This is a genomic window from Parachryseolinea silvisoli (assembly GCF_021190955.1).
Taxonomy (GTDB): domain Bacteria; phylum Bacteroidota; class Bacteroidia; order Cytophagales; family Cyclobacteriaceae; genus Ohtaekwangia; species Ohtaekwangia silvisoli.
In genome coordinates this window covers 47535-72003 of sequence record NZ_JAIOAO010000001.1, presented here as the reverse complement: position 1 = coordinate 72003, position 24469 = coordinate 47535, and the positions used below count along the sequence as shown (strand labels likewise).

Sequence of the window (24469 nt, the reverse complement as noted above, 5' to 3'; positions counted from 1 at the left end):
ATAGTTCCCTCTTAGGATCCTTTTGTATTCATCACCATGACCAAAGGAGAAAAGGCCCCCCTCCAGCCGCTCGAACAACGCTTGCGCGACGAGCAGCGACGTTATGAGTTTGCACTCAAAGCGGGCAACCTCGGTGTGTTCGACTGGAACCTACAGGCCGACCAGCTGACATTCAACCCGCGGCTGTATGAGATCACGGGCTATGCGCCCACCGATTTCCCACAACAACTTCGTTACGCCGACTGGCTCGCACTGGTACATCCCGACGACGATAAAAACCTGCCGGCACAGGACGAGCAGCCCCGCATCGCGGGCAAAGAACACCACGGTCCCTTTAAGTATCGTATTCGCACGCGGTCAGGCAAATATACCTGGATCGAAGAAGAACGCTACTCCTTTGTCTTTGACGAAACACGCCAGGTGGTTCATACCATCGGCATCATTAAAGACATTGACGGGCAGGTGCAGGGGGAGAACCGGCTGCGCGAGGCGTTTAAGCGCGAGCTGGCGCTCAACCATCAACTTAAACAGCGCGAGGAGTGGTACTTGTTTGCGCTGCAGGTGGGAAACCTGGCGGTATACGATTGGTATCCGCAGGAAGACAAAACCGTCTTTAATACAAAACTATATGAGCTGATTGGCTATGAGGCCGGTGAGTTCAATCCGACGTTTAACCAATGGCTGTCGTTAGTACACCCGGAAGAGCAAGCACGTTTTTCCGAACGTAAGCACGCCTATGCGCCGATGGCAAGCCAGCCGGCGGTACAGGTATACCGTTTACAAGATCGCGCCGGTGCCTACCGTTGGATCGAGGATCAACACATGCCCCTTGAGTGGGATGCTGACGGTCGGGTAACGCGCGTCATCGGCGTCATCAAAAACGTGGATGGTGAGAAGCGTTCGGCGGATGCGCTCAGTAAGCTCAACAAAGAGCTTCGCGAAAGCGAAAACCGCTGGGCCTATGCCCTCGAAGGCAGTGGCGACGGTGTTTACGAATGGAAGATCAGCACGCGGCAGTTTTATTTCTCGCCACGGGCAAAAGAGATCATGGGCATCGACCTGGGCCCCGAACAGGACTTTACCCGCTTTATCGGTCACGTTCATCCCGATCTGCGCAGCGAGTTCAAAGCCAACTTCGAGCAAAGCCTGCGCCCCCCGTATCATCCGTTTATGATGGAAGTACAGGTGCTCGACAATGCCCGCGACTACCGCTGGATCATGTTCCGCGCGAAAGTGGTGGAAGTCGATGACGACAACAACCCGCAGCGGATGGTGGGCACAGTCACCGACTTGTCCGACCACAAAGTGATTCAGAAAGAGCTGACTATCTACGAAGAGATGATCAAGCAGAACCAGTCGGCTATACTTTTTACCTCGATGGACGGCACGATCGAGTTCCTGAACGATACTGCAGTCGACTTGCTGGGGTATAAACAGCACGAGATCATTGAAAAAGATATCGCCAGGTTGCTGCCGGAACCATCGGCCGAGCACCTCTTACAGGAACATTACCGTAGCCAGCAAGAATTTATCACACAGTCCGGTGGACGGCTGCTAACGCAAGTAGTCACATCGTTGATCCGCCAGGATGGCGACCCCATGGGCTTTGTGTTTAACATTCTCGACCTGACAGAACGTAAACGCCTGGAAGACGAAGTCACGGCGCTGACCATGACCAAGCTTGAGATCGAGCTGGAGATGCAACGCAAGCAGACGGAAATGATCATCCTGGTACAAGAAAACGAAAAAGAAAGCATCGCCCGCGAGCTGCACGACGGCGTGGGCCAATTGCTAAGCCTGGCCAAGCTGCAGCTGGAAGGCCTCTGCTCGGTGCTGACACCGGAACAGCAGAAGCAATGCAAGAGCGTACAAGAGTTGCTGCAACATGTCACAACGGATGTTAAAAGCCTGACGAGCGACCTGATGCCGCTCAGCATTCGTAACCTGGGGCTGGAGAGCGCTATTACGTCGTTGCTGGAACGTTACCAGGCCATTCGTGACAAGCAAGTGACGATTCAATGCAAGATCAACCTGGATGGTTTTGAGCCGGAACAAAGCTGGTCGATGCACATTTACCGCATTGCGCAGGAGGGCGTGAACAACGCGATGAAATACGCGCACGCCACGTCGCTGTCCATTATACTAATGAAATTAAAGAATAGCCTGCACCTGATGATTGAAGACAATGGTAAAGGCTTTGATGTCGACGAAGCCCTGAATAAACAAAATAGCTTTGGGCTCAAGACAATGATTGAGCGGGCCCGGCTGCTCAACGGCAAGCTGCTGGTAAGCTCAACCGGTCGTGCCGGCACGACCATCAGTCTCACTATACCGCTAAACGCAGAAGTATTATGATCAAGATAGCATTGGCCGACGACCACGGTATCCTGCGCGAAGGCATGGCTGCCATTCTGCAGGCCTCGGGCAAAGTAGAGGTTGTGGCAGAAGCGGCCACCGTGGCAGAAGCCAAGACTTTGTTGGACAAACATCCCGAAGTAGCCATATTATTGTGTGATATCAACTTTCCCGACGGCGATGGCTATTCGGTACTGGAATATGCGAAGACGTATAACAAGGCTGTCCGCATCATTTTCCTGACGATGCACGACAAGTCGTCGTTTGCCACCAAGGCCATTGAAGCGGGGGCGATGGGCTACCTTACGAAAGACGCAGCGAAGGAAGAATTGCTGGCGGCCATCGCGGCGGTGAGTTCCGGCAAGAAGTATTTTGGTCAGAATATCATGAGCAACATCGTGGAAAATATGAACAAGCCGCGCGAGGGCCATGACTTCTTCCGTAAGGTGTTGTCCAAACGCGAGCTGGAAGTGTTGGAGCTCATCATCGAGGGCCTTGATACCGACGAGATCGCCGGCAAACTCTTTATCAGTGAAAAGACGGCGGCCAACTACCGCAACAGCATCCTCCAAAAATGCGACGTGAAGAACGTCGTCCAGCTTATCAAGCTTTACCTGCAACACGCCTGACCTCGCCGATTACCCAGGGGGGATTGGGAAATTTCCCAATCCCAATAAGGAATCGGCCCACGCATTTCTGAAACCTCCTATCGTATTCGGCTCCCGATTCCACCTCTTTTGTAGTACCAAAAGCAAGGGAGCTAACGCGGGAGCGAGTATATGGCTGCGCTGAATACACAGGATATCAAGGCGATTCTCGACGAGATTGACCGGAACCTGGAGCAGATGATGAACATCCTCCAGACCGAAGAGCAGGCCCTGAACAAATCGTTCGGGAACTACCTTGCGCGCATCCGCCAAAAATCTGCCGTAGCCGAGCCCGACCTGGTGCGCAAGCTGGAAGGCGCCCGCGTGGTTTTTCAGCGTGGCCTCGACGCGATCAAAAGCGTGCCCGAGCTGGCGGAGCCGCTGCGCAACCTGTTACAAGTAAATAAGATGGTGCGCCTGGCGGTACAGGACTACGAAGGAAATACGTTCGTCAAAATATCTGCCTACATCGGCGCTATTGCCAACATCTGCCTGGGGCAGCTGAAATATATACGGATGCGTTACGAAGCAATTCTGGTCGGCATCCGTGAAGAGATCCGGGCACTGTGGATGGACCGAGAGCTGTCGCGTGCGCTGCGTCTGATCCTGTCGGTGAACCAGATGCAGTTCAAGAAGTTTACGCTGGCCTTTCAACGGGCGGAGGTACTGTATGCCGACATTTCGCTGATCGTCATCCAGTCCGCGAATGCCGGATTCCATCAACGCATTGTGCTGCGCATGGTATCCAACCGCCTGCCGTCGGCCGAAGAGCAAAATATCATTCATACACTGTTTCCGGGATGGGAAGAAAAAGAAGATTAAGAACATGGGAGACGTGAAATACACCATTAGTGCATACCTGGCCAACCGGTATTCCAGCCTGTTCAAAAGCCTCAACCAGAAGATCGACGCGCTGTACGGGCACCTCAATGACGACTTCCTGGTGACGAGCAACAAGGTGAAGAAATATGCCGCAGTGGCGCGTGAAAAGCTGGCATCCGATAAGCTGCCCACCGCCCTGCGCGAAAAACTTCGCACGGCCGCGCGCAGCTTTGATTCAATTATTGTCGAGCTGCAATACCACGATATTATTCGTCAGAAGCTCGAGCACGTGTACGCCGTGGAGCAAACGCTGGCCGCTGAATTTAGCCGTCTGTACGAACAAAGGGGCAACGGATGCTACACACCGCAGTATACCTTCGTGATGTACGACCTGGTACGCCTTTCCTACAGGCAGCTGGTGGTCGTACGCGAGGATTACTTACTGGCCTCCAACAAAATCCAGCGTCTGTTACGGGCGTTGTGGGCCGACCGCGATATATCCCGGGAACTGCAGCTTTTTCTATTCAACACGGCGCAGAATCTGCGCAACGTCATCCAGATTCTTGACCTGCTCATTTCTATGCACGAAAAGCTGCTTGACGAGCAGGCGGCCTTTACTGTCATCATTACGGAAGAGCAGCGCATGAAAATCCTGCTCGAGGTCAAGAAGCTGTATACCATGGACGCCGAACGCGAAATCTTTAACAAGACTTTTGGCATCGAAGAAGAACTAGTAACGGACGACGAAATCTTTTTCTGATATGACAACCACGACAATCTCCCTGAAAGAAGATGCGCAGGTGCCTGGCCAATGGCACCTCCGGGTAGAAGGTAAACCTGCACCCGATGAATTGGGCAAGCTGCTGCAATTCGCCGAGGCTCACGGCGTGCAAAGCCTGACGGTATACCTGCCGGCCGTGCTTGCCACCGAGTATCGCTTTGTGCAACTGCTCGGCTACTTTCGTAAGAAAGGAAAAGCTCTGTCGCTGCACTGGACCGACGCGCCACCCAATGGCCCGGCGGCAACAGTTTTGCAATCCATTATCTAACCTATATATGAAGAAGACGATATTAACCGTAGATGACTCCGAAAGCATCCTGGCCGTGGTCGCGACCACCCTCGAAGAGGAATACGAAGTGTTGACTGCATCCGACGGAGCCGAGGCCATCCAGAAGCTGAATGCCGGCACGCATGTCGACCTGATCATTACCGATTTGAACATGCCTAAAGCTGACGGTATTCAGGTGATCCGCGCAGCCCGAGCGTTGCAGCAGTTTGCCGCCGTGCCGATCCTGATGCTGACCACCGAGTCGCAAATGCAAAAGAAGCAGGAAGCGAAAGAGGCAGGCGCCACCGGTTGGATTGTCAAGCCCTTCGAGCCTGAAAACCTCAAGGCAGTAGTAAAGAAAGTGTTGCGCTAATAACGCAGGAGTATATACCGATAACACGCATGGATAAAGCACACGGAAAATTCTTACAAGAGGCGGCCGAGCTTATGGACGATCTCGAAAAGGCCGTTTTACGTCTGGAGCAAGCGCCGCGAGACAAAGAGCAGGTCGAGGAGGTTTTTCGTGTCATGCATACGTTCAAGGGAACCGCCAAGATGTTTGGCTATGACCATGTCGGTGAGTTTACCCATCACCTCGAAAGCATCTTTGATGACATTCGGCGCAACAAGCAGGCGCTGTCAGACGAGATCCTCACCCTCGCGCTTCGTTCAGTCGACCACATCCGGGCCCTGATTAGTCAGCGTGACCATGTACCGGCGGCCCATGCGGAGATGCTGGCGCAAGTCAAGCGGCTCACCGCATCGAATAACACCCTGGTGAAAGCTCCGGTAGCCCCGACGGCAGAAGCCGGCAAGCTATATCTTATACACTTTGCGCCACATGCCGACTTTATGCGTGATGGCAGCAACCCGCTGTACCTGCTCGAGGACCTGGCAGGGCTGGGCGAGATTCATCTCCGCACCTATACCGACAAACTTCCCGAGGGTGCGTTGAACCTCGACGAGACTTATCTCTATTGGGATATTCTATTATATACGACACGTGATGTGGCGGGCCTCCGATCGGAATTTATGTTTGTGGAGGATCAATGCGAGCTGCGCATCGATGAAGCCAGTGACCGTAACCTGCTGCAGGAAGCTTCTTTCCGCGAGCTGCTGTTTCAATACACGGAACGGCTTTCCTGTGAGCTGATCGAGGTATATGTCGAGAAAGACACTGTGAAGACAGCCGATGCGGTGCACGAGCAGCGTCCGGCCCATCAGCGCCACGACTCGTACCAAACCATCAAGGTAACGTACGATAAGATCGACAAGCTCATGAACATCGTCAGTGAGCTTGTGACTACGCAGGCGCGTCTGAGCTTGTTCACCGGCAGTGTGCGCAACCAGGAGCTGGAAGAAATTACCGAGAACGTCGAAAAGCTGGTACGCCAGCTTCGCGACGAGGCTTTTAGTATATCGTTACTTCCGATTAGTCATTTATCCGTGCGTTTCGAACGGTTGGTACGCGACACCTCTCGTGCGTTATCAAAACAGATCCGCTTTGAGACGATCGGTGGCGACACCGAGCTAGACAAGAAGATTATCGAAAATCTGGCAGACCCGATGCTGCATATTTTACGAAACAGCATGGACCACGGCATCGAGCTGCCGGACGTACGCGAACGGAACGGCAAAGATCCCGTCGGCACGATTCGCCTCAAGGCGTACTACGCCGGCACCAACGTGATCCTGGAAGTACAGGACGACGGCGCAGGCATTGACAAACAGCGTGTGTGGCAAAAAGCGCTGCAACTGGGACTGGCGCATGCGACCGATCGCCTCAGCGACCACGAGATCTACGATTTTATTTTTCACCCCGGCTTTTCCACCGCCCGCCAGATTACGGACCTATCGGGTCGCGGTGTAGGCATGGACGTGGTGAAAAGGGCGATTGTCAACCTGCGCGGTGAAATCGAGATCGAGTCGGTACCCGGCCGCGGCACCACCATTCGCCTCAAGCTGCCACTGTCGCTAAGCATCATCGACGGCTTGCTGGTAGACATTGCCAAAGCAAAATATATCATACCGCTGAGCACCATTGATAAGTGTTATGCAGTAGACCGCGATGCGGTTTGCCCGGATATGAACGACCTGATCGTGCTCGACGGCGAACAGGTGCCCTACGTGGATCTGCGCAGCATCTTTCGCTGCCAGGGTGAGAAGCCCGAGCACGTAAACCTGATCGTGGCCAGACAGGATGAGCGCAAGGTGGCGTTTGCGGTAGACCGCATCCTGGACGAGTACCAGGCGGTGATCAAGCCGCTTGGCAAAATTTACAAAGACCAGGACTTCGCCTCCGGCGCCACCATTCTGGGCAACGGCGCGGTGGCCCTGGTGTTAGATACCAATCGCCTGATGGAACTATAGGAATTTTCCCAATCCAAAAAAGGTGATTTCCTGTGCAAAACAGAATCCTCCTATAAGAACTCGTATACAAAAGTGATCCCTTTGTACACCGAACGAACCGTAACAACATGACACAGTCAAACGGATATCAGCAGCAAGTGGTAGGCGATTCCTACCTGACGTTTATGATGAACCGCGAGTATTTTGCGGTGCACGTAAATAAAGTAACCGAGCTAATGGAAATGCTGCCGGTAACCGGTGTGCCGCGCGCACCCGAGTACATGCGCGGCGTCATCAACTTGCGCGGTGCGGTAGTGCCCGTTATTGACACGCGCGTGAAGTTCTCGCTGCCCGGAGTGGCCGATACCATCGACACGTGCATTATCGTGTTGCAAGTGGAGGTCGAGCAGGAGTTGCTGAAGATCGGCGCCATTGTCGACAGCGTTGCGGAAGTGATCGAGGTCACCTCCGAAGCAATCCAGCCGCTGCCCACGATGGGCAACAAAGAGCGTACGCGGTTTATTCAGGGCGTGATCAAACTCGATAGCAAATTCATTATGATTCTCGATGTCGACAAGGTATTCTCCAACGAGGAGTATATCGACCTGAAGCAGGTGCAAGGAGAAACGATTCAATAAGCAGCGAAAGACCCGAAGACGATGAAGGAACTATCCGACGAAGCATTGCTGAACGAAGTGCGCAGAAGAATGTCGCTGAGCGAAAAGACCATCCTGGAGCAACAAGACATGTTGCAAGAAATGCAGCGACTCAATGCACGGCTGGAACAGTCGGAAGCCATGAAGAGTCACTTCATCAGCAATATCAAGAACGAAATCAATAATCCGTTGGCGTCGATCCTGGCGCTGACACAAACTATTGTAGACAAACAAAGCAGCCTGCCTGCCGATGTGCAGCGCAACCTGAAGCTGATTTATAACGAAGCCTACGCCCTGGACTTTCAGATGACCAATATCATGACCGCGGCCGAAATAGAAGCGGGACAGGTAACACCTCAATGGGTGGAAGTGGGCGTGTCGCAAGTACTGGAGCAAGTCATTCAGTCGTTCGAAACGGTTCGTGAGAAGAAGGGTGTGCCGGTGCGCGTGGGGGGTGACACAGCAGTACAGTTCGTGACCGACGGTCGTTACTTCCGCATCATTCTCGCCAACCTGGTTTCGAACGCGATCAAATTCAGCAACGGTAACGACGCTGTCGTGATTAGCCTGCGCATAACGGACGAGCAGCTTGTGATCTCGATTACGAATGCCGGGAGTGATATACCGCAGGAAGACGTTGCGCGCATCTTTGACCGCTTTACACAGTTGGATACTGGTACGGTAAAAAAATACCAGGGCCACGGCCTCGGCCTGTCGGTCATCCGGTCACTGGTGGAGCTGCTCGACGGCTCGATTGCCGTCACCACGCAAATACCGGGTGTAACGTTTACGGTCAGACTGCCGGTGAAGGCCAGCGAAGAAGGCTTTCGTGCGCTGCTGGGTGGAGACGGTTCGGAAATATTGTTTGACGAGGCTTTCTGACATATGGTGTTCGGCACAGCGGTTTTGGAGAAGGTCTTTTTATACCCTGCTACGTTACACGTGGCGCCGCGGCCCCTGTGCATTGCCACGCTGCTGGGAACGTGTGTGGCGGTATGCCTGTGGGATACAAAGACACGCGTCGGCGGCATGAATCATTACCTGCTGCCGCTGTGGAACGGTGAAGGGCTGGCCTCGCCAAAATATGGCAACATCGCCATCGAGAAGCTGGTGGAGAAACTGGAGTATGCGGGTGCCGAGCGCCGGAACATGGTCGCGAAAATATTTGGCGGCCGGGCGCAGAGTGACGGCAATGTGGTAGCCTATAACATCGGTCTACGGAATGCGCAGATCGCGCGGCAAATGCTGAAGGAGTACGGCATCCCGATCGTGGCGGAAAATGTCTGCGGTGAATACGGTATGAACATCCGCTTCGATACGTCCAGCGGTATTGTGATGATGAAGTATATCAAAGGTGCGGCGAAATAAAGCGCAACGGCGATACAAAGGAGATAAACGGAATGTGTGATGGAAAGAGAAGGGGATATCCTGCGATGGGTGCATGAGCAGACACGGCAGTATACGTTTCACAACGACCAGATGTTGCGGGGCCCGCTGTTTCGGGTAAAAGGTATGCTGCAGCTGTTCAGGAAAGAATCGTGGCCTGCCGACCAACAAAAGCTGCTGGAGATACTGCAGGGTGAAGTGGAGCAGATGGAAAAAGCCAGCAGTACCATGGCCCGCATGCTGGAAGAGCACGAGGCACGCATTCAGCGGCTGATAGAGGGGAGAGAACAACTGTAAACTAAACTATAGACATGAAACACTGTATACTACTGTCCATCCTGGCACTGCTACTGACGTTAGCCCACGTGGCCGGCGCGCAGGACATCAGCGTCGACGGTGAGTACCGCATCAACCCGGTTTACTCGCGCGGTTTCCGGGAACCGATGTACAAAGGCGACAAAGCAGGCTTCTATACCATGCAGCGCACACGCCTCATCATAAACTACCAAAAAGAAAACGACCTGGATGCCGAGTTCATTATGCAGGACCGTCGCTTTTGGGGCGACCAGGACGATCGTGCGGACGTAGCAAACATGTCGGTGTTTCGTGCCTGGGTAGAAAAATACTTCAACCCCAACCTGTCGCTGCGACTGGGCAGACAGGGCTTTGTCTATGGCAATCAATACCTGTTGGGTGACCCCAACTGGGTCGGAACGCGCGCACACGACGCTGCACTGCTCAAGTACGAAAAAGAGGGGTTGCAACTGCACCTGGCCGTGGCCTACAATGCCAATGGGCAGAGCTTTAAGCGTGAGCCCTATGAATACAACTATTACCAGAACATGCAGTTTCTCTGGGGCCATAAAGAGATCGGCAAGCTCGATGCGTCATTGATCTTCCTGAATCGTGGTATGGAGCGTGGCGACACGACCTCTACGGTATACTATATGCAAACGTTCGGCACAGACTCCGAGCTGAAGCTTAGCGATAAAGTAACGTTGGTGGGAGTAGGTTACTATCAGATTGGTCGTGACGTACAAGACCGTCATGTAAACGCATACTTCTACTCGCTCCAGGTACAATACGAAGTCAACAAGGTGTTGAGCTTTAACGTGGGTGTAGACGCCGGTTCGGGCAATGACCAGACCGACGAAGAGAATCCCGACAATCGTAAGAGTCATTACTTCGATCGCCACTACGGTTTGATCCATGGCCACTTCGGATACATCGATTACTTCTATGTAAACTATCCGACCACGCCGGGTGTACACGACTACTACGTAAAGACCAAAGTGAATGCCACCAAGAAGCTATCGATTGAAGACCACATGCACAGCTTCGCCACATCGGCGGTGTTGAACGACCCCGAACACGATGGGAAGTCTATGCACCACAACCTGGGCTTTGAAAACGACCTGTTGATAAACTATAAGCTCTCGTCGTCATTCAAAGCCAGCCTGGGCCACTCGATCATCTTTGGTACCCGTACGCTGGACCAGCTCTTCGGTGGTCGCAAGATCCAGGAGAGCCAGATGCTCTATGCGGTGATCACGGCGACGCCCAACTTCTTTAAATATTCAAAAACCGAGAAACAATAAACTCCATACAGTTATGAAAGCCTTATCCAATTTGAAAGTGGGGCAGCGGGTTATGATAACCTTTATCGTTATCATCGCCTTCTATGTCGGCAACATTGCCTATAACCTGGTCAGCCTGGGAAACATCACGGAGAATGTTACCAGCATTTATAAAAACAGGTTGTTGAGCATCACAGCCCTGCTGGAGGCCGACCGAGACGGTTACCAGTCGAAGATCTCGATCAGCGAGGCCATCAACCGTGCAGCAGAAGCCACCAGTACGCGCGCACACCGTTCGGAAGACCTGGCGCTGGAGTTTAAAGATATTGATGAAAACCTCGAACAGCTCAGCACTCGCTTTGACAACTTCCGCAAAACGTTCCTTTCTACCGGTGGTCAGGACAACGCTTCGTTCAAAACGTTTGACGAGCATTTTGCCCTGGTAAAAGAAGGCTCCATGACGCTCCAAAAGCTCATTGCCGACGGCAAGTTGAGAGATGCCCGTGAACTATACTTTGGCACCTACTCCACGCATTTTGAAACCATGCGCAACGCCATCAACGACCTGACGGAGATTAGCTCGAAACAGACCGAAGCGGAATATGCGGAGAGCATGGCGGCAGCATCGTCTATTACGCTGCTGGCCTTTATTTTCTTCGGTGCAGTATTGGCCATCCTAATCCTGGCGGGTGTGTTGCTCACGCGCAGTATCGTAAACCAACTGGGCTGCGAGCCGTTTGAAGCCGCGGACATTGCCCGCAACCTGGCGAAGGGTAATCTGCGCGTCACCTTTGATAAAGGCAAAGAAGTAGGCCTCTATAAAGACCTGAAAGCGATGGTGGAGAAATTGCGGAATGTAATTCAGAACATCGCGGTTATCTCCGATAACCTGGCCATTGCGTCCGGTCAGCTTTCGTCTGGTTCGCAGCAGATCTCACAAGGCGCGAACGAGCAGGCAGCGTCTGCCGAAGAGGTTGCTTCGTCAATGGAGGAGATGACGGCTTCGATCCAACAAAATACAGACAACGCACTGCAAACCGAGCGCATCTCGGTGAAGGCTGCAACCGATATCGCCGAAGGTAATCGTTCAGTAGCCCAAACGGTAACGTCGATGAAGACGATTGCGGACAAGATCAAGATCATTGGTGAGATTGCACGGCAGACCAACATTCTCGCGCTGAACGCGGCGGTAGAAGCGGCGCGTGCCGGTGAACATGGACGTGGCTTTGCCGTGGTAGCCGCCGAAGTGCGTAAGCTCGCCGAGCGTAGCCACAACGCCGCTTCTGAGATCGACGATCTTTCCAAGAACAGCGTGGATGTAGCGGAACATTCGGGCAAACTGCTCGTTTCAATCGTTCCCGATATACAGCGCACGTCGGGCCTTGTGCAAGAAATCGCCGCCAGCTCGCAAGAACAAAGCGATTCCGCGAACCAGGTCAGCACCGCGCTGCAGCAACTCAACCAGATTGTACAGCAAAACGCCGCCAATGCCGAAGAAATGGCCAGCAGCTCGGAGGAGCTTGCCGCCCAGGCCGAAAGCCTGAAAGATCTGGTGTCGTTCTTTAAAATCGAAGACGAGAGGAGAGATCGCGCGGTGGAAGATTATACCGTGCGCAAATTCCAGCAGTGGACACCGCAGTATACAACGCATGCAAACGGTAACGGTAAAAAAGAAGCCGCTCGTACCGACAAGGCCCGCGCCAAAAAAGGAGTCACGGTAACGCTGGACGACACGGTGAGCGACGAAGAATTTGCCCCGTATTAGCCCCTAGCGATAGGGTTATATATACCTTGCACCGCTACCCTGTATAGGGGGGGAGGGAGTTTACAAAGAGTAAAGTATATTCAACGACAGGTAATAGGAGCTTCTTGTTACCTGTCTTTTTTGATTTACCGTGCTGTACGCGGTAAAAATTTACCCGACCGGCAACGTTTTTTTTGAAAAAAGGTAGATACCTGATATATCCGGTAAGCAAGTTCTACGTTAGAGGGGTTAACTTTACACGTAAATTGATATGACTGGCATGAGCGGGACTGAGACAATTGTGACATTGAGGCCGGATGGGAAGAAGGGCGTCGTTATGCTCAAGCATCATTATGACGAGATTTGCACGTTTGTTCTTTCTGTTCTGGATACCGAAGAAGAAACCTTTACGCTGCATGCGCTGCTGGAACGTGCGCAATCGGGTCTGTCCGACATGATCGATAGCGACGTGAGCTGGTACGTGCTGCAGGTGAAGCTCGACCTGGAAGCCCAGGGCCTGATCAAGGTCGTAACACCTCCCTATAAAAAACGCCTGTTCCTGTTAAAGCTCACCCGCCAGGGGGCCCGGCAGCTTCGGAACCAGAAGGCGTTGTCAGAGCTGCGCGAAGACTGATTTTTTAGCGCCGATCTTCGGATCGCCCCGTAAAATTTGCTTCATTTACTTTTCATGAAGCAGTCTATCAAAGTTGCCGTAGACGCTGTCGTCTTTGGCTACGATCCTGAGAAAGGTATTTCCATTCTATTAATCCGGCGCAAGTACGAGCCGTTTCAGAAAGTTTGGGCACTTCCCGGCGGTCTGGTAGCCAATGACGAGTCGCTGGAAGATGCCGTACGCCGCGAGTTGCGGGAAGAATCAGGCGTGGACGTCAATTACCTGGAGCAACTATATTCCTTTGGAAAACCGGACCGCGATCCGCGCAACCGCGTGGTGACGGTGGCCTATTTCGGACTGGTGCGCCCTTCCGACTATCAACTATCCGCACAGACCGATGCCGAAGATGTTGCCTGGCACGGCATCGACCAAATTCCCAAGCTTGCCTTTGATCACAAAGCCATTATCGATCTGGCGATAACCCGCCTGCGTGGCAAAATTGCCTATGAGCCCGTAGGCTTTGAGCTGCTGGATAAGAAGTTTCCGTTCTCGGATCTCGAAAACCTGTACCAGACGTTGTTGGGCCGCGAGATTGACCGCCGGAATTTTAAGAAGAAGATTACCGGCTACGGCTTTCTCGAAGAGCTGGACGAGACCATCCAGCGCAAAGCCGGCCGCCCTGCACACCTTTATCGCTTCAACAAAAAGAAATACGACGAGCTGAAAACAAAAGGCTACAACTTCGATCTCTTCGTGTAACCGGCGGGCTATGCTGCATGAAAGTATACGGTTCCACCGATTGCAAACGAGGTAGGGGATAGTTATTGTAAAAAACACGCAAATTGTTTAGGAAAGGTAAAACCTGTCGTACTACATTTGCGTAAATACTACACAAATAGTAACAAACTTTCATATGAGCAAAACAGGAGTTATCATCGCCCGCTTCCAGTCGCCTTACCTGCACGAAGGCCACAAGGCGCTGATCACCTCGGTGCAGGAGAGGCACAACCGGGTCGTCATCGTGCTGGGCGTATCGCCCGTACGTGGTAGCCGCCGCAATCCACTCGATTTCCCTACGCGCGAGCGGATGATCAAAAAAGAGTTTCCCGATGTCGTTGTGTTGCCTTTGTCGGACCACCCGCTGGACACGCGGTGGTCGCAACAGCTCGATACGCTGCTGGCCTCGGCCTTTCCCGGCGGGCAGTTTGTGCTCTACGGCAGCCGCGACAGCTTTAAGACCTATTACAGCGGTGGGCATGAAACAGTCGAGCTACCGGAAACCGGTGGCCACAATTCAACGCTCATCCGCGAGAAGATCAGCGATAAGGTACTCGACTCGCAAGAGTTCCGCACGGGTGTTATCTACGCGTATGCTAACACGTATTCGAAGGTATACCCTACCGTGGACGTGGCCCTCTTCCGGAACAACCGCACGGAATTGTTGCTGGGGCGGAAAGACATCGACAACAAATGGCGCGTGCCGGGTGGTTTCTGCGATCCGACGGATGCCAGCTACGAGGAGGCTGCCGCGCGTGAGCTGCGCGAAGAATGTGGTGCGCTGGAAATCTCTGCGTTGCAGTACATGGCTTCCTTCCGCATGGACGACTGGCGGTACAGACGCGAAGAAGACAAGATCATTACCACGCTCTTTGCCGCAGACTTCCTGGCCGGCACGCCGATCGGTAGCGACGATATTGCTGAAGTGGCCTGGTTTACGTTGGCCGATGTTGCCACGCTTATGGCCAACGGCCAGACGGCCCATGAACACACGCCGCAGCTGACCGCTGTACTCAACACCTACCACAAATAACAGACCCTCACTTTTAGATACCATTGGTATGAAAACGAACAATCTCCTTTTACTGGCCGACGCCTATAAATATTCCCACCACGCCCTGTATTACCCCGGCACGGAAAAAATATACTCCTATCTGGAAAGCCGCGGTGGCATGTTTGATGAAACCGTCTTTTATGGATTGCAGTATTTTCTGAAAGAATACCTGCAGGGTGAAACGTTTACCCGTGCAGATGTAGACGCTGCTGAACAACTCATGGAGCAGGTCTTTGGTCGCAAGGGCGTCTTTAAGCGCGAGAATTTTGACTACATACTAAACAAACACGGCGGCCGGTTGCCCGTACGCATCAAGGCCGTGCCTGAAGGTATGGCAGTACCCGTGCGGCAGGTGTTAATGACGATTGAAAACACCGACCCGAATTGCTACTGGTTAACGAACTTCCTGGAAACGCTGCTGATGCAGGTATGGTACCCCAGCACGGTGGCCACACTGTCGTACCAGGTGCGCAAGGTCGTAAAACGTTACTACGATGAGACCGTTGATGCAGAAGCACACGGTGGCATTGACTTCGTCCTGAACGACTTTGGTTTTCGCGGTGTGAGCTCTGTGGAGAGCGCGGGACTTGGCGGGTCGGCACACCTGCTCAGCTTCATGGGGAGCGACACGGTATACGCATCGGTCTTTGCACAACAGTATTACAACGCCGATAAAGTATACGGCCTGTCGGTACCGGCGACGGAGCACTCCATTATGACATTGCTAGGTCAGGGGGGTGAAGAGAAAGTTTTTGACCATGTGCTGAACGCATATCCCGATGGTATACTCTCCTGTGTATCGGACTCCTACGACGTCTTCAACGCTGTAACCAACCTGTGGGGTGGAGTATTTAAAGATCGCATTCTGGCACGCAACGGCCGGTTGGTCGTGCGTCCCGACAGCGGCGATCCCGTTATGACCCTGAAGACGATCTTCCAACTCCTGTTTGAAAAGTTTGGCTTTACCGTGAATAGCAAAGGCTATCGGGTACTGCCGCCGCAGATACGTGTCATACAAGGTGACGGTGTAGACTACGATTCTATCCAGACCATTTATGAAGCACTAAAGAAGGACGGCATATCGGCCGAGAACCTAGTGCTGGGCATGGGCGGTGCGTTGTTGCAAAAGGTGAATCGCGATACCCAGAAGTTTGCCCTGAAGTGCTCGTATGCGGAAGTAGACGGTCGTCCGGTGATGGTACAGAAGTCGCCGAAGGAGATGGACGAAAACGGTAACCTGGTGCAGTCGTTCAAAACTTCCAAAGCAGGTCGTTTGAAACTGGTGCGTGACAGTGCCGGCTTCCGCACGGTGGCGGAAGGAGCGGAGGCAGGCCTGCCCGACATTTTAGAAACGGTCTTTGAGAATGGAGAGATCAAGAAAGAGTATACCTTTGCATCCATACGCAACCAAGCCTAGTACGACCCTTTTATGGAAAACAACATCAAGATCTACAGCACCTCGACCGCACGGGTTCTCAGCGAACGCATTGCCTCCCACCTGGGCATGCCGCTGCATCACATCCACTGCGAGAAATTTTCGGACGGCGAGCTCTTTGTACGCTTCAACGAAAGCGTCCGGGGCCAGACCGTCTTTCTCATCGCCAAGATTAACATGCCGTATGAGAACATCTTTGAGCTGCTGCTGACCGTTGATGCTGCCCGTCGTTCTTCGGCCCGCGAGGTAGTGCTGGTGTTGCCGTACCTGCCGCACAGCCGCCAGGAGCGGCGTGACAACCAGCGCACCTCCATCTCGTCGCGCATCATTGCCGACATCATCCAGCAAATGGGTGCTGACCGCATCATTACCCTAGACCTGCACACCAATGCCATTGAGGGCTTTTACAAAATACCGCTCGATCCGCTCTCGTCGCTCAAGCTGTTTGTGGGCCACATCAAAAGCCTCAACCTGCCCGACCTCTGTCTGTGCAGCCCCGACTTTGGCGGCATCAAACGGATCAAGCAATACAAAAAGCACGTGGACGCCGAGATGGTGGTGATCAATAAAGAGCGCCTCAAGGCCAACCAGGTAGCACACATGGAGATCATTGGCGACGTGACCGGCAAGAACATCATCATCGTGGATGACCTGGTCGATACGGCCGGTACATTGTGTAAGGCGGCCGATCTGCTGATGGAGCACGGTGCCCGTTCGGTCCGTGCATACTGTACGCACGGTGTGTTGAGCGGGCCCGCACTGGACAACCTCATGAACTCACGCCTGGAGAAGCTGTACATGGCCGACACCGTTGTGGCCGAGCTGAATCACCCAAAAGTCGAGATTGTGACGTGCGCCGAGCTGTTGGCCCGTGCCATCGAGCACCTGGTGACCAACAAAAGCCTTAGCCAGATGGGCTAAAAGCGCTATCTTTGAGCATGTACCTGCTCTTTCCCGGACGCCACCAGCTCCTGACCAACTTCCAGTTTCATTACCTATCGGGTCTGTTGTCCAACGGTCTGCACACCGCGCATGACATCCACGGTAAGGCTTTGCCCGCCGGTGACATCGACGCGATCGTGTTTGCCGTCACGTCGGCCAACCACAGCAACACCCGCCGCAACCCGCTGCCGTTTTATTTGCGCGCACTGGCCATTCGCGAGTTCACGGCCACCCTGGGTGTGCCGGTATATATCTATGGCATCGACGACGTGGGCAGCCTGAGCAACTTCGCCACCTACACCTTAAAACGCATTCGTCACGAAAGCGACGGCCAGCTGGACCTGCACGCGGGCAACACCGCGGTAATCTGCTCGACACCGGTATTGGAGATGTACGAGCCACTCGGCTTTCCCATCTTGCCGGCCGAGCTGACCGACCGCCGCACCTGGCAACACCATACAGCCCTGCCGTGGGACGTTGTTGAAAAGATTGCCACAACCGATGCGTGGGAGGATGACCGTTATATACACGATCACATGCATCCGTCGTCACGCGCACTGTGGCAACAATATCGCCTGGCGAACAAGGTGCAGTTGCTGTTTCGTGACACTATGATTGGTGACGACGGCGATATCACTACTACGCGCGACTACAACACCTACGTGCGCCAGATGGATACCATCGCCGCATTGAAATATACCGATACCGCGTCGTATATCCGCCCGGGACGTGTAGGCGACATTGGCTGCGCCGTAGGCTCGTGGATTAAGCTCGCGTGTGATGACGTGCGGCTGCGCGAGTCGGACTTCTACGGCATCGAAGTAGCGCGCCACCTCTTCGATATCTGTCAACAACGAAAACACAATGGTGAGTTTAAGAATCCTTTTGTATTCTTCTCCCAACGCAATGCCGTGACGGGTCTGGCCTTCGAGCCGAACTCGATGGATACGATCCATACTTCGTCGCTTACGCACGAGATCGAATCCTACGGCAGCCGTGCCGACCTGCTTGTCTTTATTCGTAACCGCTACGCGGAGCTTCGTTCGGGGGGTGTCTGGATAAACCGTGACGTGGTAGGCCCTGAAGACAAACACCAGTCGGTGTTGATGAAGCTCAATGCAGCGGACGGAAGCAACGACGATGTTTTCAAAGCCGCCGAAACGCGGGAAGCGCTCGCGCAGCACCTCGAGGGCCTTTCCACCGCAGCACGCTTTCGCAGGTTTGCGCAAGACTTCCGGAAAAAAGAAAGATATACACTGGCATATGAGGACGTGGAGCATCAGGGCGAACGTTATGTTCGGCTGTCACTCGGTGATGCGTGCGAGTTCATGAGCCGTAAGGACTATACCGACAACTGGGAGAGCGAGATGCACGAGACTTTTACGTTCTGGAGCTTTGCCGATTGGAAGCACGCGCTGGAAGAAGTGGGCTTTACCGTGGTGTCGGCTTCAAAGGCTTATGTCAACGAGTGGATTGTCAACAACAGGCTGGTGGGCAAAGTAGCGCTATTCACAGCGCAGGGAGGGGAGCTGATGCCACTGAACTATCCAGTCACCAACATGCTGCTGCTGGCGGAGAAAAAATAAGAGGCTACCTGTTGGGTAGCCTCTTCTATAGTGTACGATTGTAAATCGAAAATTACTCTCCCTTTTTGAGATCGTGGATTTCGCGATCGATATCATACAATGCATCTTTCGCATTCATGAGATCGAATATTTCGATGCAACGGCGTGCCTGACGCTCTTCTTCTAATTGTTCATCCAGGTACCATTGGAGGAATCGAGCTGTCTGATAATCGCGCGCCTTCTGACAGTGCTCGGTCATCTTGTTGAAATTCTCTGTGATCTGGATTTCCTGGTCAAGTGCCGCCACCAGGACCGAGCGCAGGTCTTCAAAATTACGTTCTACCTTGCCAACTTCCGGCGATAGAGCCAATGCCCCAGCATGGGTAATGTAGTGGAAAATCTTCATCATGTGCTCGCGCTCTTCGTCAGATTGTTTTCTGAAGAATTCGCCACAGCCGCGAAGACCTTGCGCATAACACCAGGCCGACATGGAAAGATATAAAGCTGATGAATGGGCTTCTACGCCCATTTGTTGATTCAGGATGTCCAAAACACTCTCCTGAAGAGAGGTTTTCTGACGGAGTATTGAAGTAGTTTGCATGTTCTTTATTTGTTTATCACAGGTCGCCTGCATAGGGCAGGACTCAATGTTCAATAAACAAAAATACCGCGTTAGATAACACGATCTAAGAAACGACGCGAAATGAGTATTATTTAAAACAAGTCTATATACAGACTGTCTGCCGGAGGGCAGTTTCGTGCGTGGAGATTCCCTGGCGCATCAGCATATCTTCCAACTTCAGATCAAACATCTGCTGGCCATACAGGGAGCGAAGCCGGGCAAAATCAGATAGTGACAGTGTAACGGATCTGCCGCAGCCGGAAAGGGGCACGCGCACCTGGTCGAACTCGGTTGCCAGGTTGTTCAGGTACTCGTCCATGTTTTTTCCTTGCATGGATGAAAACGTGAGCATGAACTCACAGATGTTCTGCTGGAACGTTTTCTCGCCCACCACCAACGCAAATCTGCTTCCAGTGCGTGAGAGCGTAAGTAAGAGCGTTTCGGTCACCTGATTTTCCAAAGCTTGCATTTCGAGAGCAAATGTAGCGACAAGTTTGTATTCCAAAACACTTTCCGTAGAAAAAATCTAAATAAGGATAATTATTTATCTTTCTGTTAGTCAATCAATTAAAAAAACAAAATTAGCATCCTAACCTCTTTTGAGCCATTTCAGCCGCTATTTCCCCGCACGCCTCCTTCCATCGTCTGGGCCGGATAAACTGAACAAAGTTTTTGCTACTCGATGCCTGGTATGGAGACTTACCCTGAATCGGGTATTTTAATCATGATGGAATTAAAACGGCGTTGATGTCTTCTGAAAGCGCTCCGACCGAAACGAAACGTGTGGGTTGTGTACGAATGGCCCCTGGCGGTGCCAAAAGGTCAAAATGCTAACCCCAGGTCATTTGAAAAAGCGTCATTGAATTAAAATTTGGAGGTTTTTTGAATTGAAATTTGCTGTTTGGATAGCCCTTCCTGGGGGAATGGCAAGAGGAGGAGGTTTGCATTGTACCGGATTTCGTATATACCTTTGTTTAGATTAAGTCTAAACAGAATCCCCAGTTAAAAGATGAAAAGAAGCCTTTACCTCCCGTTTTTCGTGGCGGCAGCACTTTTTGTGCAGGCCTGTAGTGATGATGATGGCGCGTCGGGCCCTTCCCTGGAAGATAAAGAGGCCGATGCCATCGAGACCTATGCGGACATTGTGTATGCCAGCTACGACGATAGCTACAACACTGCGGTAACGTTAAAGACACAGATAGATGCCTTCGTAGCGGCCCCTACCGCTGAAAAACTTACCGCCTGTAAGACAGCCTGGTTGGCGGCCCGTCTGCCCTATGGCCAGACCGAAGCATATCGTTTTTACAATGGCCCGATCGATAACGAGGATGAAACCAACGGCCCGCTGGGTAAAGAAGGTCTGATCAACGCCTGGCCCATTGACGAAAGCTTTATTGACTATACCGTTGGTAGTAGTGGTGAAAGTGTGAACCTGATCAACAACAACGAAGAATATCCCGAGATCACCAAAGGCTTGCTGGAAGAGCTGAACGAAAGCTTTGGCGAGACCTCGATCTTTACCGGCTATCATGCCATCGAGTTCCTGCTATGGGGTCAAGATCTAAACGAGGACGGTCCGGGCAATCGTCCTTATACCGATTACCTGACAGAAGGCGGCACACATGAGAACGCAACCCGCCGCGGTCAGTACCTTAAAGTGGTCACCGAGCTGCTGGTGGACAACCTGAAAGAAGTACGCGATGCCTGGAAAGACGGTGCTACCTATCGTACTAAGTTTGTAGAAACAACGGAAACACCGGTAACCGTAGGCTTTATCTTCAAAGCACTCGGTGAGCTGAGCAAAGGTGAGCTGGCCGGCGAGCGTATGACCGTAGCGGTAGACGAGCACGACCAGGAAAACGAGCACTCTTGCTTTAGCGACAACACCGTGAACGATATCAAGATGAATTTCAAAGGCTTGAAGAACGTATACTACGGTTCGTATACCCGTGTGGATGGTACGACGGTAGACGGCGCCAGCTTTAAAGATATTGCGGAAGATGCAGATGCCACCAAGGCCAAAAAGCTGGAAGATGCCTTTGCAGATGCTGAAGCGAAGATCAACCTGATCAAAGCTCCCTTTGATCAATCGATCAAAGCCGGTAGTGCCGACAACGACGCTATCTGGGATGCGATCGGAGCGCTCACGGCGCTAAGCGACTTTTCCGCTGACGTGGCGCAGTCGTTGGGTGCGGAAGTATCGGAGTAATCGCGACGACATATAAAAATATTTACTGTGCTATGCTCAGTCACCGACTTTCCGGCGACTGAGCATAGTCATTTTACGATCATATGTATTTTCCACGTAAAAATGCCTTTTTAGGGATGCTCACAGGCATGTTGATGTGCCTGATGGTGGTGGCGTGTGACAGCGGTGACGACGAGGACCCGATACAGCCCGAAGAAGGGGAGGAGCTCTCGGGTGGCAGTAACTTTACCACCTTCACGCGAACCGAAGAAGCGTTTGGTGAGCAGGGTGACGGCGTGACGTCTGCCGAGCAGGTACAATTTGTGACCGGCAATTCGTTCTTTCGCAGCAACTGGGTAACGGCTCCTTCATCTGTCAAAACGCTGGACGGCCTGGGGCCTGTTATGAACGCCATCTCGTGCAGTGGCTGTCACTTTAAAGACGGCCGCGCCAAACCCCCCGCTACACCCGATGAAGTATTGAACGGCCTATTGTTCCGCCTGAGCATTCCCGGTGAAGGGATGCACGGTGAACCTGTGGATGAACCGAATTATGGTGGCCAGTTTCAAGACAAAGCCATCATGGGCGCCGATGCCGAAGGCACGGTGCGTGTGACCTATGAAGAAATAACCGGCGCGTATGCCGATGGTACGGGGTATACTCTTCGCAAACCGGTCTATACATTTGCAGGTCTGCAATATGGCGCAATGAGCCCCGCTATGATATACTCGCCGCGCATCGCGCAGCAGGTACCGGGCCTGGGTCTACTCGAAGCCGTGCCGGAGACGTTTATACGATCACTGGAAGATGCCGCCGATCGCAACGGCGATGGTATCTCGGGCCGCGTGAACGTGGTCTGGAACGAAGCCTCACAACAACCGAGCCTCGGGCGTTTTGGCTGGAAGGCCAACGTACCGACCGTGCTGCAACAAACCGCCGGTGCCCTGCACGGCGACATCGGCATCACCTCATCGCTGTACCCGGGCGACGGCCTGACCGCCGAACAAAGCACGCGCTATAAAAACCTACCCACGGGCAGTGAAGATGGTGAGCCCGAGATCAGCGACGAGACGCTTAACAAGATCGTCACGTACATGAAAACCTTGTCAGTACCCGCTCGCCGCAATTGGAGCGACGCAACCGTACTGCGCGGTAAACAACTCTTTACCTCATTGCAGTGTGCAACCTGCCACGTACCACGCATGACAACCGGCACAGGCAATAGTGTAACGGCACTCGACAATCAAACCATTCGGCCCTATACCGACTTGTTGCTGCACGACATGGGGGAAGGACTGGCCGACAACCGCCCTGACTTTCTGGCGACCGGCAGCGAGTGGCGCACTCCGCCACTGTGGGGCATTGGTATGATCAAGTCCGTTAACCACCACACCTTCCTGCTGCACGACGGCCGGGCACGCGATATATCGGAAGCCATTCTGTGGCACGGCGGTGAAGCAGCTGCGGCGAAGGAAGGCTTTACGCGTTTGTCGGTCGCGGACCGGGATGCGGTGATAAAATTTATAGAATCGCTTTAACATGACCATGAATAGTAAATTTGTAAAGGGATATACGGCCGGAATACTGGGCCTCGTGATCAGTCTGATGATCGCCTGCAGCGACAGTAAGAACGACAGCCCGGATTTTGATCGTACCACGCTGCTGACTGACATGGCCGACCACCTGATCGTACCTCAATTTACCAGGGCGCAAACCGACATACATGCCTTGCATGCCGCGATTACCGCGTTCACCGCCGGCGTTACCGCCGAGAATCTCGAAGCCGCACGGGCAAGCTGGCGTACCGCACATTCATCGTTTCAATACGTGAACTCCTTTAATTTTGGTCCCGGTGGGGCGGAAGGCGCACAGCGCACGATGGTGGAGGAGATTGGCGTCTTTCCGGTAGATGTAACGTTGATCGAAGAGAAGATCAGCACGAACACGTTTGCCATGACCGATGCCAAACGTGCAACCCGTGGCTTGCTGACGATTGAATACCTGCTCTTTGGTCCGGACGCAGGGGAAGATAAGATTGTCGCAGCGTATGCATCACAAAATCGCCGGGATTATCTGACGGCTGTAACCGATCATTTACAGACATACATCGATGCTGTGACAGCGTCGTGGAAAGGAAGCTACCGCACGGCGTTTGTCAGCAACAACGGCACCGACGTAGGAAGCTCGACCTCGCTGCTGTATAACGAGTTTGTCAAGAGCTATGAGATTCTGAAAAACTACAAACTGGGTTTGCCGCTGGGAGTATTGGCCGGACAAATACAACGCGAGCCCGAACAGGTGGAGGCATATTACAGCGGCTACTCCCTGCAGTTTATCAAAGCGCACTACCAATCTGCCGTGAACATCTGGAACGGCACCGCTGCCGATGGCACCGATCATACGGGCTTTAAACAATACTTGCAGGAAGTAGCGGGCGGCCCCGAGTTAATTGCTACGACAGAGCAGCAACTGGCGGTTATTCAAACCGCACTGAATGCCATTCCTGAAACGCCGCCCTTATCGGTACAGATCGCTTCGGACGATGCCATGGCAAAAGTGCTGACGCTGCACGACGAGCTGCAGAAAAACACGCGCTATTTTAAGTCTGACATGTCGTCGCGGTTAGGTATCGCGATCACCTATAGCAGTGGTGACGGCGACTAGCTACCCATTGCGCTTAACCTTGGT

24 protein-coding genes are annotated in these 24469 nt (G+C 53.0%); 22 read left to right on the top strand and 2 right to left on the bottom strand.

Annotated features, from left to right (window positions below; all coding sequences use genetic code 11):
- Positions 1 to 36: 36 nt before the first annotated feature.
- The 19 genes from K7P01_RS00355 (at position 37) to K7P01_RS00265 (ending at position 18992) form a co-directional block, all read left to right on the top strand.
- Positions 37 to 2355, top strand: a complete 2319-nt coding sequence (locus K7P01_RS00355; protein WP_267288665.1) for a sensor histidine kinase — start codon at positions 37 to 39, stop codon at positions 2353 to 2355.
- The gene (locus tag K7P01_RS00350) at positions 2352 to 2984 is read left to right on the top strand and encodes a response regulator (RefSeq protein ID WP_267288663.1); all 633 of its coding nucleotides are present in this window, start codon (positions 2352 to 2354) and stop codon (positions 2982 to 2984) included. The genes K7P01_RS00355 and K7P01_RS00350 overlap by 4 nt, the downstream gene beginning before the upstream one ends.
- 150 nt (positions 2985 to 3134) lie before the next feature.
- Positions 3135 to 3824, top strand: a complete 690-nt coding sequence (locus K7P01_RS00345; protein ID WP_267288661.1) for a hypothetical protein — start codon at positions 3135 to 3137, stop codon at positions 3822 to 3824.
- Positions 3825 to 3828: 4 nt separating this feature from the next.
- A complete protein-coding gene (locus K7P01_RS00340) occupies positions 3829 to 4584 on the top strand; it encodes a hypothetical protein (RefSeq protein ID WP_267288659.1) in 756 nt (251 codons plus the stop codon).
- Position 4585: 1 nt separating this feature from the next.
- Positions 4586 to 4873, top strand: a complete 288-nt coding sequence (locus tag K7P01_RS00335; RefSeq protein ID WP_267288657.1) for a hypothetical protein — start codon at positions 4586 to 4588, stop codon at positions 4871 to 4873.
- 7 nt (positions 4874 to 4880) lie between these two features.
- A complete protein-coding gene (locus K7P01_RS00330; RefSeq protein WP_267288655.1) occupies positions 4881 to 5246 on the top strand; it encodes a response regulator in 366 nt (121 codons plus the stop codon).
- A gap of 29 nt (positions 5247 to 5275) precedes the next feature.
- Positions 5276 to 7243: a chemotaxis protein CheA gene (locus K7P01_RS00325; protein WP_267288653.1), complete on the top strand. Its 1968-nt coding sequence runs from the start codon at positions 5276 to 5278 to the stop codon at positions 7241 to 7243.
- 107 nt (positions 7244 to 7350) lie between these two features.
- Positions 7351 to 7860, top strand: coding sequence for a chemotaxis protein CheW (locus K7P01_RS00320; protein ID WP_267288651.1), 510 nt, complete (start codon positions 7351 to 7353; stop codon positions 7858 to 7860).
- 21 nt (positions 7861 to 7881) lie between these two features.
- Positions 7882 to 8760, top strand: coding sequence for a sensor histidine kinase (locus K7P01_RS00315; RefSeq protein WP_267288649.1), 879 nt, complete (start codon positions 7882 to 7884; stop codon positions 8758 to 8760).
- A 3-nt stretch (positions 8761 to 8763) separates the two neighbouring features.
- Positions 8764 to 9246 (top strand): chemotaxis protein CheD, encoded by a 483-nt coding sequence (locus K7P01_RS00310; protein ID WP_267288647.1) that lies wholly within the window; start codon positions 8764 to 8766, stop codon positions 9244 to 9246.
- 39 nt (positions 9247 to 9285) lie between these two features.
- Positions 9286 to 9561 (top strand): hypothetical protein, encoded by a 276-nt coding sequence (locus K7P01_RS00305; RefSeq protein ID WP_267288645.1) that lies wholly within the window; start codon positions 9286 to 9288, stop codon positions 9559 to 9561.
- A gap of 14 nt (positions 9562 to 9575) precedes the next feature.
- Entirely contained in the window at positions 9576 to 10862 is a 1287-nt protein-coding gene (locus tag K7P01_RS00300) for an alginate export family protein (protein WP_267288643.1), read from the top strand.
- Between the two features lie 13 nt (positions 10863 to 10875).
- Positions 10876 to 12606 (top strand): methyl-accepting chemotaxis protein, encoded by a 1731-nt coding sequence (locus K7P01_RS00295; RefSeq protein ID WP_267288641.1) that lies wholly within the window; start codon positions 10876 to 10878, stop codon positions 12604 to 12606.
- A 259-nt stretch (positions 12607 to 12865) separates the two neighbouring features.
- On the top strand, positions 12866 to 13219 hold the full coding sequence (locus K7P01_RS00290; protein ID WP_254084292.1) for a DUF6958 family protein: 354 nt from the start codon (positions 12866 to 12868) through the stop codon (positions 13217 to 13219).
- Between the two features lie 54 nt (positions 13220 to 13273).
- Entirely contained in the window at positions 13274 to 13957 is a 684-nt protein-coding gene (locus K7P01_RS00285; protein WP_267288638.1) for an NUDIX hydrolase, read from the top strand.
- 154 nt (positions 13958 to 14111) lie between these two features.
- Positions 14112 to 15008, top strand: coding sequence for an NUDIX domain-containing protein (locus K7P01_RS00280; protein ID WP_267288636.1), 897 nt, complete (start codon positions 14112 to 14114; stop codon positions 15006 to 15008).
- Between the two features lie 28 nt (positions 15009 to 15036).
- Positions 15037 to 16446: a nicotinate phosphoribosyltransferase gene (locus tag K7P01_RS00275; protein WP_267288634.1), complete on the top strand. Its 1410-nt coding sequence runs from the start codon at positions 15037 to 15039 to the stop codon at positions 16444 to 16446.
- Positions 16447 to 16458: 12 nt separating this feature from the next.
- The gene (locus tag K7P01_RS00270; RefSeq protein ID WP_267288632.1) at positions 16459 to 17385 is read left to right on the top strand and encodes a ribose-phosphate diphosphokinase; all 927 of its coding nucleotides are present in this window, start codon (positions 16459 to 16461) and stop codon (positions 17383 to 17385) included.
- Positions 17386 to 17402: 17 nt separating this feature from the next.
- Positions 17403 to 18992, top strand: a complete 1590-nt coding sequence (locus tag K7P01_RS00265) for a class I SAM-dependent methyltransferase (protein WP_267288630.1) — start codon at positions 17403 to 17405, stop codon at positions 18990 to 18992.
- A gap of 52 nt (positions 18993 to 19044) precedes the next feature.
- Here K7P01_RS00265 and K7P01_RS00260 read toward each other — a convergent pair whose 3' ends face one another.
- Entirely contained in the window at positions 19045 to 19572 is a 528-nt protein-coding gene (locus K7P01_RS00260) for a ferritin (RefSeq protein ID WP_267288628.1), read from the bottom strand.
- A 124-nt stretch (positions 19573 to 19696) separates the two neighbouring features.
- Positions 19697 to 20062: a hypothetical protein gene (locus K7P01_RS00255; RefSeq protein WP_267288626.1), complete on the bottom strand. Its 366-nt coding sequence runs from the start codon at positions 20060 to 20062 to the stop codon at positions 19697 to 19699.
- 540 nt (positions 20063 to 20602) lie between these two features.
- On the opposite strand from K7P01_RS00255, the gene K7P01_RS00250 reads away from it, so the two are divergent.
- The 3 genes from K7P01_RS00250 to K7P01_RS00240 all read left to right on the top strand — a co-directional run bounded on the left by K7P01_RS00250 (position 20603) and on the right by K7P01_RS00240 (position 24445).
- Positions 20603 to 21802: an imelysin family protein gene (locus K7P01_RS00250; protein ID WP_267288624.1), complete on the top strand. Its 1200-nt coding sequence runs from the start codon at positions 20603 to 20605 to the stop codon at positions 21800 to 21802.
- Positions 21803 to 21918: 116 nt separating this feature from the next.
- A complete protein-coding gene (locus K7P01_RS00245) occupies positions 21919 to 23319 on the top strand; it encodes a di-heme oxidoreductase family protein (RefSeq protein ID WP_267288622.1) in 1401 nt (466 codons plus the stop codon).
- Positions 23320 to 23326: 7 nt separating this feature from the next.
- Complete coding sequence (locus tag K7P01_RS00240) at positions 23327 to 24445, top strand: imelysin family protein (RefSeq protein ID WP_267288619.1); 1119 nt, start codon at positions 23327 to 23329, stop codon at positions 24443 to 24445.
- Positions 24446 to 24469: the final 24 nt, after the last annotated feature.

Excerpts from the sequence above, each read along its gene's own strand:
- K7P01_RS00355 (WP_267288665.1), top strand. The coding sequence starts at position 37 with ATGACCAAAGGAGAAAAGGCCCCCCTCCAGCCGCTCGAACAACGCTTG.
- K7P01_RS00295 (WP_267288641.1), top strand. The coding sequence starts at position 10,876 with ATGAAAGCCTTATCCAATTTGAAAGTGGGGCAGCGGGTTATGATAACC.
- K7P01_RS00320 (WP_267288651.1), top strand. The coding sequence starts at position 7,351 with ATGACACAGTCAAACGGATATCAGCAGCAAGTGGTAGGCGATTCCTAC.
- K7P01_RS00280 (WP_267288636.1), top strand. The coding sequence starts at position 14,112 with ATGAGCAAAACAGGAGTTATCATCGCCCGCTTCCAGTCGCCTTACCTG.
- K7P01_RS00260 (WP_267288628.1), bottom strand. The coding sequence starts at position 19,572 with ATGCAAACTACTTCAATACTCCGTCAGAAAACCTCTCTTCAGGAGAGT.
- K7P01_RS00335 (WP_267288657.1), top strand. The coding sequence starts at position 4,586 with ATGACAACCACGACAATCTCCCTGAAAGAAGATGCGCAGGTGCCTGGC.
- K7P01_RS00265 (WP_267288630.1), top strand. The coding sequence starts at position 17,403 with ATGTACCTGCTCTTTCCCGGACGCCACCAGCTCCTGACCAACTTCCAG.
- K7P01_RS00305 (WP_267288645.1), top strand. The coding sequence starts at position 9,286 with ATGGAAAGAGAAGGGGATATCCTGCGATGGGTGCATGAGCAGACACGG.
- K7P01_RS00255 (WP_267288626.1), bottom strand. The coding sequence starts at position 20,062 with ATGCAAGCTTTGGAAAATCAGGTGACCGAAACGCTCTTACTTACGCTC.
- K7P01_RS00245 (WP_267288622.1), top strand. The coding sequence starts at position 21,919 with ATGCTCACAGGCATGTTGATGTGCCTGATGGTGGTGGCGTGTGACAGC.
- K7P01_RS00250 (WP_267288624.1), top strand. The coding sequence starts at position 20,603 with ATGAAAAGAAGCCTTTACCTCCCGTTTTTCGTGGCGGCAGCACTTTTT.
- K7P01_RS00290 (WP_254084292.1), top strand. The coding sequence starts at position 12,866 with ATGAGCGGGACTGAGACAATTGTGACATTGAGGCCGGATGGGAAGAAG.
- K7P01_RS00270 (WP_267288632.1), top strand. The coding sequence starts at position 16,459 with ATGGAAAACAACATCAAGATCTACAGCACCTCGACCGCACGGGTTCTC.
- K7P01_RS00240 (WP_267288619.1), top strand. The coding sequence starts at position 23,327 with ATGAATAGTAAATTTGTAAAGGGATATACGGCCGGAATACTGGGCCTC.
- K7P01_RS00310 (WP_267288647.1), top strand. The coding sequence starts at position 8,764 with ATGGTGTTCGGCACAGCGGTTTTGGAGAAGGTCTTTTTATACCCTGCT.
- K7P01_RS00300 (WP_267288643.1), top strand. The coding sequence starts at position 9,576 with ATGAAACACTGTATACTACTGTCCATCCTGGCACTGCTACTGACGTTA.
- K7P01_RS00330 (WP_267288655.1), top strand. The coding sequence starts at position 4,881 with ATGAAGAAGACGATATTAACCGTAGATGACTCCGAAAGCATCCTGGCC.
- K7P01_RS00275 (WP_267288634.1), top strand. The coding sequence starts at position 15,037 with ATGAAAACGAACAATCTCCTTTTACTGGCCGACGCCTATAAATATTCC.
- K7P01_RS00350 (WP_267288663.1), top strand. The coding sequence starts at position 2,352 with ATGATCAAGATAGCATTGGCCGACGACCACGGTATCCTGCGCGAAGGC.
- K7P01_RS00340 (WP_267288659.1), top strand. The coding sequence starts at position 3,829 with ATGGGAGACGTGAAATACACCATTAGTGCATACCTGGCCAACCGGTAT.
- K7P01_RS00325 (WP_267288653.1), top strand. The coding sequence starts at position 5,276 with ATGGATAAAGCACACGGAAAATTCTTACAAGAGGCGGCCGAGCTTATG.
- K7P01_RS00345 (WP_267288661.1), top strand. The coding sequence starts at position 3,135 with ATGGCTGCGCTGAATACACAGGATATCAAGGCGATTCTCGACGAGATT.
- K7P01_RS00285 (WP_267288638.1), top strand. The coding sequence starts at position 13,274 with ATGAAGCAGTCTATCAAAGTTGCCGTAGACGCTGTCGTCTTTGGCTAC.
- K7P01_RS00315 (WP_267288649.1), top strand. The coding sequence starts at position 7,882 with ATGAAGGAACTATCCGACGAAGCATTGCTGAACGAAGTGCGCAGAAGA.